Below are 15,518 nucleotides of genomic sequence, written 5' to 3'. Positions count from 1 at the left end.
CATGCGCCTTTCAACCTGGATCCGGCAGCACCTGGCCGCATTGCGCGCCCTGCTCGTGCTCACGGCGATCACCGGAATCGTCTATCCGCTGGCGGTATTCGCGGTGGCCCAGCTGCCCGGACTGCGCGACAAGGCGGACGGCTCGCTGGTCGTCATCGACGGAACGACCGTGGGCTCCGGCCTCATCGGGCAATCGTTCGCCGACGCCGACGGCGCGGCCCTGGTGCAGTATTTCCACAGCCGCCCCTCCGCCGCAGGGGACGGTTACGACCCGATGTCCACCGCGGCGAGCAATCTCGGACCGGAGGACATCGTGGACACCGCGTCACGGCCGAGTCTGCTCACCACCGTGTGTGCCCGCAGCAAGGAGGTCGGCGACCGTGAAGGGGTCGACGGCAGCCGTCCGTACTGCACGAAAGATGGTGTGGGCGCCGTGCTCTCGGTAATCGGTCCTCGGGAAGCCGACGGCGATGTCGCACATCCGGTGCAGGTCGTCAGCGTCAACGAGGTGTGCCCCGGGCGGCCGTTCCTCGCCACCTATCACGGCGTGCCGGTCGAATGCGCCGAAGCCGGGCAGGACTATTCTGTCGGCCGCATCGTGCCGATTCGCGGTGACGCTCCCGCCGACCCGGTGGTGCCCGCGGATGCCGTCACCGCGAGCGGCAGTGGCCTCGACCCGCATATCTCTCCGGAGTACGCGGCCATTCAGGTGTCGCGCGTCGCGAAGGCGCGCGGCGTGACCGAGGAGCAGGTGCGCGCGCTGGTCGACGAGCACACCCGCGGCCGAACCCTGGGATTCCTCGGCGAGCCGCGGGTCGAAGTCCTGCGCTTGAATTCGGATCTGGATCAGCGCTACCCGTACCGCGGCTGAGTCTTCGCCCCGGCCGCTCGCGGGCGATCGCATCCGATCGCCCGCGGTGCCGGTGCTCAGTGGCCGCGCGCGATCCACTCGGCGAGGTGCGGTTTCTCCGCCCCGATGGTGGTGGAGTCACCGTGGCCGGTGTGCACGGTGGTTTCCTCGGGGAGCGTCAGCAGACGCTCGCGGATCGATTCGATGATCGTGCCGAAATCGGAGAACGAGCGGCCCGTCGCGCCGGGTCCGCCCGCGAACAACGTGTCCCCCGTGAACACCGCCGTGGCCGCGGGCAGGTGCAGTGCGACCGACCCGGGGGAGTGGCCGGGCGTATGCAGGACCCGGATCTCGGTGTCCGCCACGGCGATTCGCTCGTCGTCCGCGAGCGGCCGGTAGGCGGCTTCCGAGTGGGTCATGCGCCACAGCGGCTCGTCGTCGGGATGCAGGAGGACCGGTGCGCCGAGGCGCTCGGCGAGTTCGGGCGCGACCGTCACGTGATCGTTGTGTCCGTGGGTGCACACGATCGCGCGCACGGCGCGTCCGGCGACGGCGGCGACGATCGGGTCGGCGTCGTGGGCGGCGTCGATGACGACCACCTCGTCGTCGTCGCCGACCAGCCAGATGTTGTTGTCCACGGCCCAGCTACCGCCGTCGAGGGCGAAGGTGCCGGAGGTGACGACGCGGTCGATGCGGGTGGTCACCAGACCACCACCGAGCGCAGCACGTCGCCGGTGTGCATCTTGGCGAAGGCCTGCTCCACCTGGTCGAGCCCGATGCGTTCGGTGACGAACCGGTCCAGCGGCAGCCGTCCCTGGCGGAAGAGGTCGATCAGCGTGGGGAAGTCGCGTTCCGGCAGACAGTCGCCGTACCAGGACGACTTCAGCGCACCGCCGCGCGAGAACAGATCGAGCAGCGGCATGTCGATGGTCATCTCCGGAGTCGGCACGCCGACGAGGACCACCGTGCCCGCCAGATCGCGGCCGTAGAACGCCTGCTTCCAGGTCTCCGGGCGGCCGACCGCGTCGATGACGACGTCGGCGCCCCAGCCGCCGGTGTACTCCTGGATCTTCTCGACCACGTCCTCGGTGGTCGCGTCGATCGTGTGGGTGGCGCCGAAGTCGGTGGCCCAGCGCAGTTTCCGGGCGTCCCGGTCCACGGCGATGACGGTCGCGGCCCCGGCCAGCCGTGCCCCGGCGATCGCCGCGTCGCCCACGCCGCCGCAGCCGATCACCGCGACGGCGTCGCCGGTGGAGACGTTGCCGGTGTGCATCGCCGCGCCGATGCCCGCCATCACGCCGCAGCCGAGCAGGCCGGCCACCGCGGGGTCGGCTTCCGGATCGACCTCGGTGCACTGGCCCTCGTGCACCAACGTCTTGTCGACGAACGCCCCGATGCCCAGCGCGGGTGTCAGCTCGGTCCCGTCGGCGAGCGTCATCTTCCGGCTCGCGTTGCGACTGTCGAAGCAGTACCAGGGACGGCCCCGCTTGCACGCCCGGCACTCGCCGCACACCGCGCGCCAGTTGAGGATCACGTAGTCGCCCTCCGCCACGTGGGTGACCGCGGCGCCCACGGTCTCCACCACACCCGCGGCTTCGTGGCCGAGCAGGAACGGGAATTCGTCGTTGATCCCGCCCTCGCGATAGTGCAGGTCGGTGTGGCAGACCCCGCAGGCCTGCACCCGGACCACCACGTCGTGCGGTCCCGGATCGGGGATCACCACGTCGACGATCTCGACCGGTGCGCCCTTGCTGCGGGCCACGACCCCGCGGACGGTTTCCGACACCTTCGCCTCCTCAGCGCATTCACTGATGACGCGGATCCGGCCGTGCGGCCGACCCGCGATTCTGAACAGCTGTCCATACAGCTGTTCCCGACGATTCGAACATTACCGCCGGAGCGCGGCGGGGCGCGGCTTTCGATCGGGAATCATCCCCGGGTTGACATTCCACTTTGGAGGGTTATGCTGGGGTTGTATTCCACTATGGAGGGTGGAACCGTCGATAGGACCAGGCATGGACATCTCCACCGGCACCCGCGCCTCGAACGCCGAACGCGACGCCGTGGTGGGCCTGCTCGGCAGGCACATGGCAGACGGGCGGATCGATCTGCCCGAGTACGACCAGCGCGTCGCCCAGGTGTACGCCACCACCGACCGCGACGACCTGCGCTTGGTGCTGTCCGATCTGCCCGAGCTCGGCAAAGAGGCGGACGCACCCGCGTCCACCCGCCGGCGCATGCCGATCTGGCAGCGCATCGAGGGCAGCACCTGGCTCGCCGTGAGCGTGCTGGTGCTCGTGATCTGGGCCGCGATCTCGATCGGCGTCGGCGCCTTCACCTACTTCTGGCCGATGTGGGTGATCGGCCCGTGGGGCGCCGTCCTCGCGTTCCGTATGGTGGCCGGCTTCGAGAACGGTCGATGCACCCACCGCGCGAGCTGAGCCTCGTTTACCGGCGCTGCCGCCCGGGTTGCCGGGTGGCAGCGCCTTTTCGTGTCCTACCACCCCCGCCGGAAGGTGTGCTCCTGTCCGGACGGAGTATCGCGCCGCGGCCGCTCGTCGCCGCGATGGCGGCGGCCGGGCGGAGGTTGATCGTGGGTTCGTTCCGCGGCTCGGTCGGACGGCGCCGGTCGGTCGCGGTACGGGGAATCGGGCCGCTCGCGCCGGGCGGTCCCGGGCTCGAAGTCCGGGGACGGCTGGGAGTTCCACCCGGACTGCCGGCTCGCTCGTGACCGACGGGTGTCGTCGTAGCCCTCCGGCCGTCCGGCGCCGTGGTGCGTGTCGCGCTGGTCGGCGGCGCCCTGGTGTCTGCGTCTCGGCAGATCCGGACGGCCGGGGGTCGGGCGGGCGGATGGGGAGGAATCTTCCGTACCGGTGCGGGGAGACCGATCGCTGTGCGCGGGCTCGTTGTGCCGTCGGCGTGACGGCGTCGGTGGACCGTAGTCGTCGGACGAGCGGCTCTGCTGTCCGGTCGCCCGGGGTTGTCCGCTGGCCCGGGACTTGTCGCCGCGAGTCCGCCGCTCGGCCTCGGTGCGCCGGGACGACGGCTGTGAGTCGGCGGCTCTGCGCTGGGCGGAGCGGGTCTCACGGCGCGCGGGGGATGGCTCCTGGGATCGTGTGCCCGCCGCAGGTCGGGCCCGGTCGTTCCCGGCTTCGGCGGACGTCCGTGCGGTCCGGGCGCGGGGTGCGTCGCGAGGCGGCTTCCGGTGGGACATGCCCGCGCGGGGCGGCCGCCCGGGCTGGAGCACGGGAAGTTCGCGAGTGACCTGCGTGGCGCTGACGCCCTTCTCCTGGTAGGTCGCCGGGATGTCGTGGGCGCGCAGCCACGCACCCGGGTCGTGGCGGGCGCCGGCGTCCAGCCACGGAATGGTGTCCTCGAGCAGATCGAGAAGGTCGCCCGGTCCGCCGCCGAGTGCCGCACGGATGGCGGGGAAGGTCTCCGGTCGGAACGTCCACTTCCATTCCGACCGCGGATGCGGACCGCCGTGCGCGCGGCCGTGCACGACGAGGTCGCCGGAACGGGCGATCTTGGCGCGCACCGTTCGGCTGCTGGACTCGATGACGAGCTCGCCGGTCTCGGTGTGGGTGATCTGCTCGACCTCGTCGTCGTCGACCTCGTCCGGATCGGTGTCCTCGTCGGGCTCGACCCGGCGCATCCATTTCGTCATCGCGCTGAACGCGGGCAGCTGCGGTCGTTCGCCCGTTGCTCCGGAGCGGGTGATCCGCAATGTCCGCGCAATCCCCGTGACGAGATCGGCGCGGCCCGAGGGCCCTGCGGGTTCGGGCTGGTTGTCGTCCTCCAGGCGCGTCGTGGGCGCCGGTCGCGTGGCAGGGCGGGTGTGCCCGGCTGGTTCACGTTCGGGGTAGGGCGCGTGGGCGGACCGCAGGGATCGACCGGGAAAATTCCCAGGACTGGGGGTTTCGTCCTGCTCGGAATCGTCCCATGACGGGTCGGCGTCCTCCTCCTGCGCCCGTAGCTTGACCTCGAACCACCCTGCGGCCAGAGCCGCCGCCCCGAGGGCGGCCGCGATAGCCACCTCCACCCGCACATCGCCGAGCAGCGTGCTCTTGCTGCGCTCACAGGCGTGCAGGAACACCAGGCTGCCGAGGACCAGTCCCGTGATGCGGGCAAGGCGGAACCGCGTGCTTGTCCCTGGTGAGGGGGCAGACATCGTGGTGCGCTCCCGAACGTTCCGCTGGCGAATCAGAGGGATCGTATGTGCCAGGAGGGCGCGGCGTCAGTGCCAGTTCGAGACCGCCTCGATCAGGGGCGGCAGGAGGGGGCGCGGTCGGCCGAGCACGCGGCCTCGGCTGCGCGACGACGGAGCGATCCGCCGTGCTCGCTCCCGATGCGCACGCCCGGTGCGGCACGCAGCGAACTCGGCGATGCGGGCAAACCTCGGGCACATCGAAATGCGCGCGAACCGGGGAGGAGTGGATAACCTACGGATATCGCCGAACCGCTACTCGGCCGCATGCATCGTCGGGCCCGGTCAGGTCCCCGCACGCGACGGATACCATGACTGGTCGCCGGATGCGCTGGCTGGACCACGCAGAACGCCGACCGGGCAGAACACGGAAAGGTCGTCGAACTTGCACCTGAAGAGTCTGACGCTGAAGGGCTTCAAGTCCTTCGCGTCCGCGACGACGCTGCGGTTGGAGCCCGGCATCACGTGTGTGGTCGGTCCGAACGGGTCGGGCAAATCGAACGTCGTCGACGCGCTCACCTGGGTGATGGGCGAGCAGGGTGCGAAGGCGCTGCGTGGCGGCAAGATGCAGGACGTGATCTTCGCGGGCACCGCGGGCCGCGCCCCGCTCGGCCGCGCCGAGGTCACGCTGACCATCGACAACTCCGACGGCGCGCTGCCGATCGACTACGCCGAGGTGTCCATCACCCGGCGCATGTTCCGCGACGGCGCGGGCGAATACGAGATCAACGGCAACTCCTGCCGCCTGATGGACGTGCAGGAACTGCTCAGCGACTCCGGCATCGGCCGCGAGATGCACGTCATCGTGGGGCAGGGGCAGCTGTCGGCCATCCTGGAGTCGCGCCCGGAGGACCGCCGTTCGTTCGTCGAAGAGGCCGCCGGTGTGCTCAAGCACCGCAAGCGCAAGGAGAAGGCGGTCCGCAAGCTGGAGGCCATGCAGGCCAACCTGGCCCGCCTGACCGACCTCACCACCGAACTGCGCCGCCAGCTCAAACCGCTGGGCAGGCAGGCCGAGGTGGCCCGCAGGGCGCAGACCGTGCAGGCCGACCTGCGCGACGCCAGGCTGCGCTTGGCCGCCGACGACCTGGTCACGCGCCGCGAGGAGCTGGCCAGTCAGCAGAGCAAGGAGGCGTACGCGCGCGAGCAGCAGATCACCGTGCACTCCGAGCTGGACGCCGCCAACGCGGCGCTGGCGCAGCAGGAATTCCAGCTGTCCCGGTTGACCCCGAGCGCCGAGGCCGCCGCACAGATCTGGTTCCAGCTCTCCGCGCTGGCCGAGCGGGTCAACGCGACCATCCGCATCGCGGGTGACCGGGCGCGGCACCTGGACGCCGCCGCCCCGGTCGGCACCGGTCGCGACCCCGAGCAGTTGGAGGCCGAGGCGGACCGGGTGGAGGCCGAGGAGGCCGAGCTGCGCGAGGCGGTCGAGATGGCCGCCGAGACGCTGGAAGCGGCCAGAGACCAGCTGGCCGAACGCGAGTACGCCGCCAAGGCCGCCGAGCAGGCGCACCTGGCCGCGGTGCGGGCGATCGCGGACCGGCGGGAAGGAGTGGCCCGGCTGTCCGGCAAGGTGGACACCCTGCGGGCCAGGGCGCAATCGGTGGACGCGGAGATCGCGCGCCTGTCCGTCGCCATCGCCGACGCCCGTCACCGCGGCGAGGCCGCCCAAGCCGAATTCGACACGGTGCAGGGCGAACTCGCGGAACTCGACGCGGGCGAGGCCGGACTGGACATCCAGCACGAACACGCGGTGCAGGCCCTCGAACTGGCCGATCAGCGCGTCACCGAACTGCGCGAGCAGGACCGCGACGCGAGCAAGCGGGTCGCGTCGCTGGGTGCGCGGATCGAGGCGCTCGGAATGAACCTGGCCCGCCGGGACGGTGTGGCCTGGTTGGTGGAGCACCGCGAACAGGGGTTGCTCGGTCCGCTGTCCGGCCTGCTGCGCGTGCACGGCGGCTACGAGGCGGCGGTCGCGGCCGCGCTCGGCCCGCTGGCCGATGCCGTCGCCGCCGACACCGGCGAGTCCGCGCACGCCGCGATCCAGGCGCTCAAGGACGCCGACGGTGGCCGCGCCGCTGTGGTGTTCGGCGCCGAGAGCGCCGAGCGGCCGCAGCCGGGCGCGTTGCCCGACGGGGCCCGCTGGCTGGTCGACGTGGTGGAGTGCCCCGACCCGGTGCGCGGCGCGATCGCCGCGCTGACCGCGGGCATCGCGGTGGCCGACGATTTGCCCGCCGCCCGTGCGCTGGTCGCGGTGCGGCCCGATCTGCGCGTGGTCACCCGCGACGGCGACCTCGCCGGAAACGGCTGGCTGCTGGGTGGTTCCGATCGCGCACCCAGCCAGCTGGAGATCCAGGCCGACATCGACGCCGCCGAGGCGGAGCTGGTCGCGGCGCAGCGGCGCGCCGAGGAACTCGAGGCCGCGCTGTCCGGCGCGCTGGAGGAGCAGGCCGACCGCAAGGACGCCGTCGACCAGGCGCTGCTCGCCCTGCACGAATCCGATCAGGCACTGGTGGCGATCTACGAGCGGCTCGCCAGGCTCGGCCAGACCGCCCGCTCCGCGCACGCGGAGAGCGAGCGACTGCTGGGCCAGCGCGACGACGCCGAGGCGAGCCGGGAAGAGGCGCTGGCCTCGCTCGCCGAACTGGAGGATCGCCTGCGGCACGCGGAACTCGAACAGTCCGAGGTCGACGCCGACGGCGCGGGCGCGGCGGGCACCGAGTCCGCGGGCCGCGCGCGGGAGGAGGCGGCGGCCGCGCTGGCCGAGGCGCGGGCGATGGAGGTCGAGGCCCGGCTCGCCGTCCGCACGGCCGAGGAACGGGCGGAATCGGTGCGCGGCAAGGCGGACTCCCTGCGCCGCGCCGCGCGCGCCGAGCGGGAGACCCGGGCTCGCGCCGAGCGCGCCCAGGCCGCGCGCAAGAAGGCGGCCGAGGTGGCCGCCGCGGTCGCCGAATCCGGTGCGAAGATCGCCGCCGAGCTGGAGCGGGTCGTCGCCGAGGCGGGCGCCCGCCGAGACGAGCTGGTGCGCAAACGTTCGGAATGCGCCGCGCAGGTCGAGCAGGTGAAGGAGCGGGTGCGCGCGCTCACCGCGCAGCTGTCCCAGCTCACCGACGCGGTGCACCGGGACGAGGTCGCCAAGGCGCAGGCGGCGCTGCGCATCGAACAGCTGGAGGCGAACATCGCCGAGCAGTTCGGCATCGCGCTGGACGATCTGATCGCCGAGTACGGTCCGGACGTGCCGCTGCCGCCCTCGGCGCTGGAGATGCAGGAGTACGAGCAGGCCAAGGAGCGCGGCGAACAGGTCAGCGAACCCGCCCCGATGTCCTACGACCGGCAGACCCAGGAGCGCAGGGCCAAACGCGCGGAGAAGGACCTCGCCACGCTGGGCAAGGTGAATCCCCTCGCGCTGGAGGAGTTCGCGGCGCTGGAGGAACGCTACAACTTCCTGGCCACCCAGCTCGAGGACGTCAAGAGCGCGCGCAAGGACCTGCTGGAGGTGGTCGCCGAAGTCGACGCCCGCATCCTGCAGGTGTTCACCGAGGCCTACGCCGACGTCGAGCGCGAGTTCGTCGAGGTGTTCGCGAAACTGTTCCCCGGCGGCGAGGGCAGGTTGCTGCTCACCGACCCCTCGGACATGCTCACCACCGGCATCGAGGTGGAGGCCCGCCCACCGGGCAAGAAGGTCAAGCGATTGTCGCTGCTGTCCGGCGGGGAGAAGTCGCTGACCGCGGTTGCCTTGCTGGTGGCCATCTTCCGCGCCCGCCCGTCGCCGTTCTACGTGATGGACGAGGTCGAAGCGGCATTGGACGACACCAACCTGCGCCGCCTGATCGGCCTGTTCGAACAGCTGCGGGAGAAGAGCCAGCTGATCGTCATCACGCACCAGAAGCCGACGATGGAGATCGCCGACGCGCTCTACGGCGTCAGCATGCGCGGCGACGGCATCACCCAGGTGATCTCTCAGCGGTTGCGCGGGGAGAATTTGGCTCCCGTCGGCGCGGCGGGCTGAGCGCCCTTCGCGATCGCCACCTAATCCTTGCGCTCGTGGATGTGCTTGCGCGACGGGCCGAATGTCTCGTCGACTTCCGCGCCCACCGGGGGGCGTCGAGCACGATCGGATCTGCTGCGCAGGCGTATCACCGTGTCGGCGGTACGCCTGGCCTCGGAATACCCCTGTGAGCAGCGCGAAGGCGTTGATCAGTGAGCACTGCCCGCGGTGTGCGACGGCGGTCGGTCACGCACGGATCAGCGGTACGAGCAGGCTGCTCGAAGGTGAATTACCGAGCAGCAGTCGCTTCTTCGCTGTCCAGCAGCGCTTTGATCTGGGCCGCACCGCTTTCGGCGAGCCAGGTGTCGAACGTCCGCAGGGCGGGATGGATTTCGCGGATCTGCTCGACGTCCGCGCGCCAGCCGCCGGTATGGCGCATCAGGCGCCAAGTATTGCCGATCTCCGGGCCGAGCGCGTCCGCGTCGGCTTCGCTCACCTCGTGATACCGGACCGGGTGGCCGGTCGCCGCGCTGATCGCCGCGGCGGCCGCGGGCGGGACGAGCACGTCGCCCGCGAGTTCGAGGACGCGGCCGTGGAATCGATCCGGGTCGGCGAAGACGAGAGCGGCGATGTCGCCGACGTCCGCGAGGGCGATGACCTTCATCGGCCCTTCGGCCGGGAACAGATGCCGGTGTACCCCGCCGATGATGCCGTCGACCGGTGACGTGCGCAGCAGGTAGTTCTCCATGAAGCGCACCGGGCGCAGCAGGGTGTAGCGGGTGCCACTGGCGATGACGGCGTCTTCGATGCGCTTCTTGCCCGTCGCGCCCCACGAGGCGTCGTCGCCCATCGAGGCGATGCCGGTGAACACGATCTGCCGCACGCCGGCCTCGCGCGCCGCGTCCACGACCGCTTGTCCGCGCGCCGCTTCCAGGTCGACATCCCAGCCCTGCGAGGAGTACGCGGCGGGCGGGACCAGGAACAACCCGGTGACCCCGGCCAGCGCCGCGGGCAAGGTCTCCGGGGCGTCGAAGTCGGCGACGACGAGTTCCGCACCCGCCGCGGCCAACTCCTGTGCTGCGGGCGCATGCGCGTCGCGGACCAGCGCGCGCACCGCCCTGCCGTCCGCCAACAGGCTGCGGGCGGTCGCGCCGCCCTGCTGGCCGGTGGCTCCGGTGACCAGGATGAGGTTGTGCTGAGGGGACATGCTCCGCCTTCTCTTGCTCGTTAGAATCGGGTCGGATAACCCGGATTCGGACGATACGGGTGGCCCGACCCGATTGACCAGGTCGCTCAGCGGAAGGCCGTAACGAAATGACCACCTCGATCGCCCCGGACGGGCTGTCCCGCGCCGACGCCCGGCGTAATCGCGCCCTCGTGCTGGCCGCCGCGCAGCGCGCCTTCGCCGAGCAGGGCGCCTCGGTGTCGCTCGCCGAGGTCGCCCGCAGGGCGGGCGTCGGCGCGGGCACCGTCTATCGCCACTTTCCGACGAAAGCCGATCTGCTGGAAGCGGTGATGCAGCAGCGCATCGACCGATTGGCGAAACTGGCCGCCGATCATCTCGGCGCACCGGATCCCGGTGCCGCGTTCTTCGACTTCTGTACTGCGGTGATCGCCACGACGCCGGGGAACAAGGCGCTGTGCGACATGGTCCAGTCCGACGACGGCTGGCCGCGCGCGCTGCTGCGGAGCGCGGGCGCGCGTTTCCACCGCGCGCTGGAAGCCCTGCTGGTCGCGGCCCAGCGCGAGGGTACGGTCCGAGCCGACATCGAACTCGACGACGTGCTGGCGATCTTCACCGGATGCGTTGCGATTCAACAGCTCCGGAAGTCCCAGGGGAGTGTGGACCGCACCGCGGCGATCGTGCTGGACGCGCTGCGCGCGCGGCCGGGCGATCCGGGAGTGACGAAACCGGATGCCGAAGCCGGAAAACGTAACGAATCGGCCGATCGTAACGAAACCGGAGACGCGCGCTGCCCCGTCTGTCACGCGGCGGTGCGTCGCTCGGGAACGGGACGCCGAGCCAGGTATTGCTCGGCGGCATGCCGGCAGAAGGCCCATCGTCGGCGGGTCGCGGCGGCCTCCTAGCCGAACGGCGCATTTGCGCCATGTCGTTCTCTACTGCGCCACGGCCGCTCGGATACCCGGCGGGCCGACGGTGCGAGCCGGTGGTCCCGACGGCGCGTGCCGGTGGTCCCGACGGCGCGTGCCGCAGGCCGAAGAGGGGGTCACAGGTGGCTCAGAGCAGGTCGCTGACGTCGTCCGGCACGTCGACGGCGTACTTGCGCAGGATGTCCATCGAGATCACTTCCAAGGCGTTCTCGTGCGTGGCCGCGAGCACCACCGGCGCGGCGACGCCGTCCTCGTGCGCGTGCAGCCAGCGCACCGCCACCACACACCAGCGATCGCCCGGCTGCAGGCCGGGGAAGTTGTTCTCCGGGCGCGGCGTGCTCAGATCGTTGCCGATGGACGCTTGATGCTCCAGGAACTCTGCCGTGACGACGGTGCACACAGTGTGGCTGCCCAGATCCTCCGGCCCCGTACTGCAGCAGCCGTCCCGGTAGAACCCGGTGAGAGGATCGGTGCCGCACTCTTCCAGCGGCCCCCCAAGCACGTTTCGATCGGTCACGTCGCCGATCCTATTGTCCCTTCGCGAGAAGTTCCGCAGGACAAGAAATCTGGAGGGCTGTGTCGGTGCCCGCCCGGGCGCGTCCACGGCGCCGCACGCACGGTGTTCGCCGAGCTCCGGCCGTCGGCGCGGCGGTGCGACTCGCGCACCGGGTGCGGCTCGGGGCCCATCCCGTGATGGTCGGTCTGCAAGGATGGTTCGCGTGAGTCCCGAAGTCTGGATCCTGATCGCCGCGGTCGCCGCGCTGCTGCTCGTCGTGCTCGTCGCCGGTTTCGTCCGGTACAAGCGCGGCCGCGTGTCGCTGACTCCGCCTACGCAGGAGAAGGAGGTGACCGACCGTTCCGGCGGCTATACCGCCTCCGGCGGATTCAACTTCAGCCGGGGCGGCACGGCGACCGAACCGCAACCGGTCGAGCGCACCGACACCGAAGGACAGCCACACGTCGGCGACGACGCCGCGATCCCGCGCGACGCGCCCAAGCGCGGCATCACCAACGTTCCGTTGCCGGAGGCGGACGTCGCCGAGGCGCCCCCCGCTTCCGGTGTCGCCGAGCCCACCACCGCACCCACCGAACCCGAGACGGACTCCTCGACGGCTGAGACGGCACCGCCCACCGCCGACGAGACGGCATCGCGGGAGAGCCGGGCCGCCGACACGGCGCCGGTCACCGCCGACGAGACCGGCGTCGCGGACGTGACCGCCGAGCCGGTCGCCGACGAGACCGGTGCCGCCGTGACCCCCACCGAGGTCGTCGCTCCCGACACGCCCGCAGGCGTCGAGGCTCCCGCCGCGCTGGAGGAGATCGAGCCCACCGAGGGCCGCCTGGTCCGCCTGCGCGGACGGCTGTCGCGCTCGCAGAACGCGGTCGGCAAAAGCCTGCTCGGCCTGCTCGGCGGCGGTGACCTGGACGACGACTCGTGGGAAGAGGTCGAGGACACCCTCGTCCTCGCCGACCTCGGCACCGCGAGCACCACGGCCGTCGTCGCCCGGTTGCGCGCCGAGATGGCCGCGCGCAGCGTGCGCACCACCGACCAGGCTCGCGCCGTGCTGCGTGACGTGCTGATCGAGCAGTTGCGCCCGGAGCTGGACCGCTCGGTGCGCGCGCTGCCGCATCCGGATCACCCGTCGATCCTGCTGGTGGTCGGCGTGAACGGCACCGGAAAGACCACCACCACCGGCAAGCTCGCCCGGGTACTGGTCGCCGATGGCCGCCGGGTGCTGCTGGGGGCGGCCGACACATTCCGTGCCGCCGCCGCCGACCAATTGCAGACCTGGGGCGAGCGGGTCGGCGCCGACACCATCCGCGGCCGCGAGGGCGCCGACCCCGCCGCGGTCGCGTTCGACGCGGTGGCCGCGGGCGTCGAGCGCGGCGTCGACGCGGTGCTCATCGACACGGCCGGTCGCCTGCACACCAAGACGGGCCTGATGGACGAGCTGGGCAAGGTCAAGCGCGTCGTGGAGAAGAAGGCGGCCGTCGACGAGGTCCTGCTGGTGCTGGACGCGACCGTCGGCCAGAACGGGCTCACCCAGGCCAGGGTGTTCGCCGAAGTGGTCGATATCACCGGCGTCGTGCTGACCAAGCTGGACGGGACGGCCAAGGGCGGCATCGTCTTCCAGGTCCAGCACGAACTGGGTGTGCCGGTGAAGCTGGTCGGGCTCGGCGAGGGCGCCGACGATCTGGCCCCGTTCGAGCCCGCCGCGTTCGTGGACGCGCTGCTGGGCTGAAGTCCTTTCACTCGGCGGCGCTGTCGAAAGCGGTTGCCGCCCGTGGTGTTCGGGTACGTGGCGGGCGGGCCCGCGGTCGATGATCGCGGGCCCGTCGCGGTGCGAGGGGGATCACACCCCAGATGTTTGCCGACTCCGGCTCCGCGGTAACGAATGTCCGGTTTCCGGAATGTCGTGCTCACCGGGCCGGGAAACCCCCGGTGTACGTGACGAAACGTGGTGGCAACACAGCTGCGCCATCCGTTCACGTAGGTGAAACACGACAGCTCTACGGATGAAACACCGAGTGAGGACCCTTCTGTTCAGGTCCATTTGCCGGAATCGGCGGGGCCCGAGATGAGGAGGACATTAAGGTGGCTTTTCCACTTACCGGTGCACCGGATACCGGTGACACCGCATGGCTGCTGGTGAGTTCGGCGCTGGTGTTGCTGATGACGCCCGGCCTGGCTTTTTTCTACGGTGGCATGGTCCGGTCGAAGAACGTGCTCAACATGATCATGATGAGCGTCAGCGCCATGGGTCTGGTCGGCGTTCTGTGGTCGCTGTACGGATACTCGACGGCCTTCGGCGACAACAAATTCGGCGTGATCGGTGACCCGACGCAGTTCTTCGGCTTGAAGGGCCTGATCGGTGGCAACTCGGTGGCCGAGGTCAAGGACGCGGCAGGCGTCGTGACCACCGAAGCGGTGAACATCCCGCTCGCGGGCACGATTCCGGCGACCGTCTTCGTCGCCTTCCAGCTGATGTTCGCCATCATCACGGTTGCCCTCATCTCGGGCGCGGTCGCCGACCGCATGAAGTTCAGCGCATGGCTGCTGTTCGCGGGCATCTGGGCCACGGTGGTCTACTTCCCGGTCGCGCACTGGGTGTTCGACTTCGACGTCAAGGACGCCGACGGCAACGTCGTGCACGAGGGCGGCTGGATCGCCAACAAGCTGCTCGCGGTCGACTTCGCAGGCGGTACGGCGGTGCACATCAACGCCGGTGCGGCCGGTCTGGCCCTGGTGCTGGTGCTCGGCAAGCGCAAGGGCTGGCCGACGACTCCGTTCCGCCCGCACAACCTGCCGTTCGTCATGCTCGGCGCCGGTCTGCTGTGGTTCGGCTGGTTCGGCTTCAACGCCGGTTCCGCGGTGACCTCCGGTGGCCTCGCGGGCTCGACCTTCATCATCACCGCCATCGCGACCTGCGCCGCCATGCTGGCCTGGCTGCTGGTGGAGAAGATCCGCGACGGCAAGCCCACCTCGCTGGGCGCGGCCTCGGGCATCGTGGCCGGTCTGGTCGCCATCACCCCGTCGTGTTCCTCGGTGAACGTGCTCGGCGCGTTGGTCATCGGCGCGGTCGCCGGGGTCCTGTGCGCGCTCGCGGTGGGCCTGAAGTTCAAGTTCGGCTTCGACGACTCGCTCGACGTGGTCGGCGTGCACCTGGTCGGCGGCATCGTCGGCACCCTGCTGGTCGGTTTCGTCGCGGCGCCCGAGGCGGGTGCGGCCAAGACCGGTCTGTTCTACGGCGGTGGATTCGATCAGCTGTGGCGGCAAGCGGTGGGTGCCGGTGTGGTACTTGTCTTCTCCTTCATCGCCACGCTGATCATTGCCTATATCGTGAAGTTCACCATTGGGCTGCGCGTGAGCGAGGAAGCAGAGTCGGTGGGCTTGGACGAGTCCGAGCACGCGGAAACCGCCTACGACTTCGCCGCTCTGGGTAGCACGGCACGTTCGGCCGTCAAGGAGGCATGACGAACATGAAACTGATCACCGCAATCGTCAAACCGTTCACGCTCGAGGACGTCAAGTCCGGTCTCGAGCAGGCGGGTGTGTTGGGCATGACCGTCAGCGAAGTCCAAGGGTACGGCAGGCAGAAGGGGCACACCGAGGTGTACCGCGGCGCCGAGTACTCGGTCGATTTCGTGCCGAAGGTCCGCGTCGAGGTCGTCGTGGACGACGCGTCCGTCGAGAAGGTGGTGGAGGTGATCGTGGAGGCCTCCCGCACCGGCAAGATCGGCGACGGCAAGGTCTGGGTCACCCCGGTGGAGTCGATCATCCGGGTACGGACCGGCGAACGCGGCACCGACGCGCTGTAGCGGAAAATCGAGTCGAGCGGCGGCCCCGCTCCCACCGGAGCTCC

The 15,518-nt window shown here is 70.5% G+C and carries 12 protein-coding genes; 7 read left to right on the top strand and 5 right to left on the bottom strand.

Going from position 1 to position 15,518, the window contains the following annotated elements; all coding sequences use genetic code 11:
* Position 1: 1 nt before the first annotated feature.
* A complete protein-coding gene (locus tag IU450_RS09250; protein WP_195149309.1) occupies positions 2–871 on the top strand; it encodes a potassium-transporting ATPase subunit C in 870 nt (289 codons plus the stop codon).
* A 56-nt stretch (positions 872–927) separates the two neighbouring features.
* Here IU450_RS09250 and IU450_RS09245 read toward each other — a convergent pair whose 3' ends face one another.
* Positions 928–1,557 carry an MBL fold metallo-hydrolase gene (locus tag IU450_RS09245; RefSeq protein ID WP_228834379.1) on the bottom strand — a complete coding sequence of 210 codons (630 nt, stop codon included), beginning with the start codon at positions 1,555–1,557 and terminating at the stop codon, positions 928–930.
* The gene (locus IU450_RS09240; protein WP_195149307.1) at positions 1,551–2,636 is read right to left on the bottom strand and encodes an S-(hydroxymethyl)mycothiol dehydrogenase; all 1,086 of its coding nucleotides are present in this window, start codon (positions 2,634–2,636) and stop codon (positions 1,551–1,553) included. The genes IU450_RS09245 and IU450_RS09240 overlap by 7 nt, the downstream gene beginning before the upstream one ends.
* A gap of 229 nt (positions 2,637–2,865) precedes the next feature.
* Between IU450_RS09240 and IU450_RS09235 the strand changes: the two genes are divergently transcribed.
* Positions 2,866–3,291: a DUF1707 SHOCT-like domain-containing protein gene (locus IU450_RS09235; RefSeq protein ID WP_195149306.1), complete on the top strand. Its 426-nt coding sequence runs from the start codon at positions 2,866–2,868 to the stop codon at positions 3,289–3,291.
* Between the two features lie 56 nt (positions 3,292–3,347).
* On the opposite strand, the gene IU450_RS09230 is transcribed toward IU450_RS09235, so the two are convergent.
* On the bottom strand, positions 3,348–5,021 hold the full coding sequence (locus IU450_RS09230) for a hypothetical protein (protein ID WP_195149305.1): 1,674 nt from the start codon (positions 5,019–5,021) through the stop codon (positions 3,348–3,350).
* 421 nt (positions 5,022–5,442) lie between these two features.
* Here IU450_RS09230 and smc point away from each other — a divergent pair, with 421 nt between their 5' ends.
* The gene (gene smc / locus IU450_RS09225) at positions 5,443–9,063 is read left to right on the top strand and encodes a chromosome segregation protein SMC (RefSeq protein WP_195149304.1); all 3,621 of its coding nucleotides are present in this window, start codon (positions 5,443–5,445) and stop codon (positions 9,061–9,063) included.
* 268 nt (positions 9,064–9,331) lie between these two features.
* Here smc and IU450_RS09220 read toward each other — a convergent pair whose 3' ends face one another.
* Entirely contained in the window at positions 9,332–10,249 is a 918-nt protein-coding gene (locus IU450_RS09220) for an NmrA family NAD(P)-binding protein (protein ID WP_195149303.1), read from the bottom strand.
* Positions 10,250–10,356: 107 nt separating this feature from the next.
* Here IU450_RS09220 and IU450_RS09215 point away from each other — a divergent pair, with 107 nt between their 5' ends.
* On the top strand, positions 10,357–11,130 hold the full coding sequence (locus IU450_RS09215) for a TetR/AcrR family transcriptional regulator (protein WP_195149302.1): 774 nt from the start codon (positions 10,357–10,359) through the stop codon (positions 11,128–11,130).
* A 151-nt stretch (positions 11,131–11,281) separates the two neighbouring features.
* Here the strand turns inward: IU450_RS09215 and IU450_RS09210 are convergent, their stop codons facing one another.
* Positions 11,282–11,671 carry a DUF2237 family protein gene (locus IU450_RS09210; protein ID WP_019048221.1) on the bottom strand — a complete coding sequence of 130 codons (390 nt, stop codon included), beginning with the start codon at positions 11,669–11,671 and terminating at the stop codon, positions 11,282–11,284.
* Positions 11,672–11,864: 193 nt separating this feature from the next.
* Between IU450_RS09210 and ftsY the strand changes: the two genes are divergently transcribed.
* The 3 genes from ftsY (at position 11,865) to IU450_RS09195 (ending at position 15,474) form a co-directional block, all read left to right on the top strand.
* Positions 11,865–13,397, top strand: a complete 1,533-nt coding sequence (ftsY, locus tag IU450_RS09205; RefSeq protein ID WP_228834194.1) for a signal recognition particle-docking protein FtsY — start codon at positions 11,865–11,867, stop codon at positions 13,395–13,397.
* Positions 13,398–13,750: 353 nt separating this feature from the next.
* Positions 13,751–15,130, top strand: a complete 1,380-nt coding sequence (locus tag IU450_RS09200) for an ammonium transporter (RefSeq protein ID WP_195149300.1) — start codon at positions 13,751–13,753, stop codon at positions 15,128–15,130.
* A gap of 5 nt (positions 15,131–15,135) precedes the next feature.
* Complete coding sequence (locus tag IU450_RS09195) at positions 15,136–15,474, top strand: P-II family nitrogen regulator (RefSeq protein WP_159838907.1); 339 nt, start codon at positions 15,136–15,138, stop codon at positions 15,472–15,474.
* Positions 15,475–15,518: the final 44 nt, after the last annotated feature.

Source organism: Nocardia abscessus (assembly GCF_015477775.1).
GTDB classification, from domain to species: domain Bacteria; phylum Actinomycetota; class Actinomycetes; order Mycobacteriales; family Mycobacteriaceae; genus Nocardia; species Nocardia abscessus_A.
Note: the sequence above shows the minus strand (reverse complement) of the source record. Positions and strands in the feature narration are given on the sequence as shown.

Bases quoted from the DNA above. Each gene is read 5' to 3' on its own strand.
- IU450_RS09195 (WP_159838907.1), top strand. From the start codon at position 15,136: ATGAAACTGATCACCGCAATCGTCAAACCGTTCACGCTCGAGGACGTC.
- IU450_RS09215 (WP_195149302.1), top strand. From the start codon at position 10,357: ATGACCACCTCGATCGCCCCGGACGGGCTGTCCCGCGCCGACGCCCGG.
- IU450_RS09220 (WP_195149303.1), bottom strand. From the start codon at position 10,249: ATGTCCCCTCAGCACAACCTCATCCTGGTCACCGGAGCCACCGGCCAG.
- ftsY (WP_228834194.1), top strand. From the start codon at position 11,865: ATGGTTCGCGTGAGTCCCGAAGTCTGGATCCTGATCGCCGCGGTCGCC.
- IU450_RS09250 (WP_195149309.1), top strand. From the start codon at position 2: ATGCGCCTTTCAACCTGGATCCGGCAGCACCTGGCCGCATTGCGCGCC.
- IU450_RS09235 (WP_195149306.1), top strand. From the start codon at position 2,866: ATGGACATCTCCACCGGCACCCGCGCCTCGAACGCCGAACGCGACGCC.
- IU450_RS09230 (WP_195149305.1), bottom strand. From the start codon at position 5,021: ATGTCTGCCCCCTCACCAGGGACAAGCACGCGGTTCCGCCTTGCCCGC.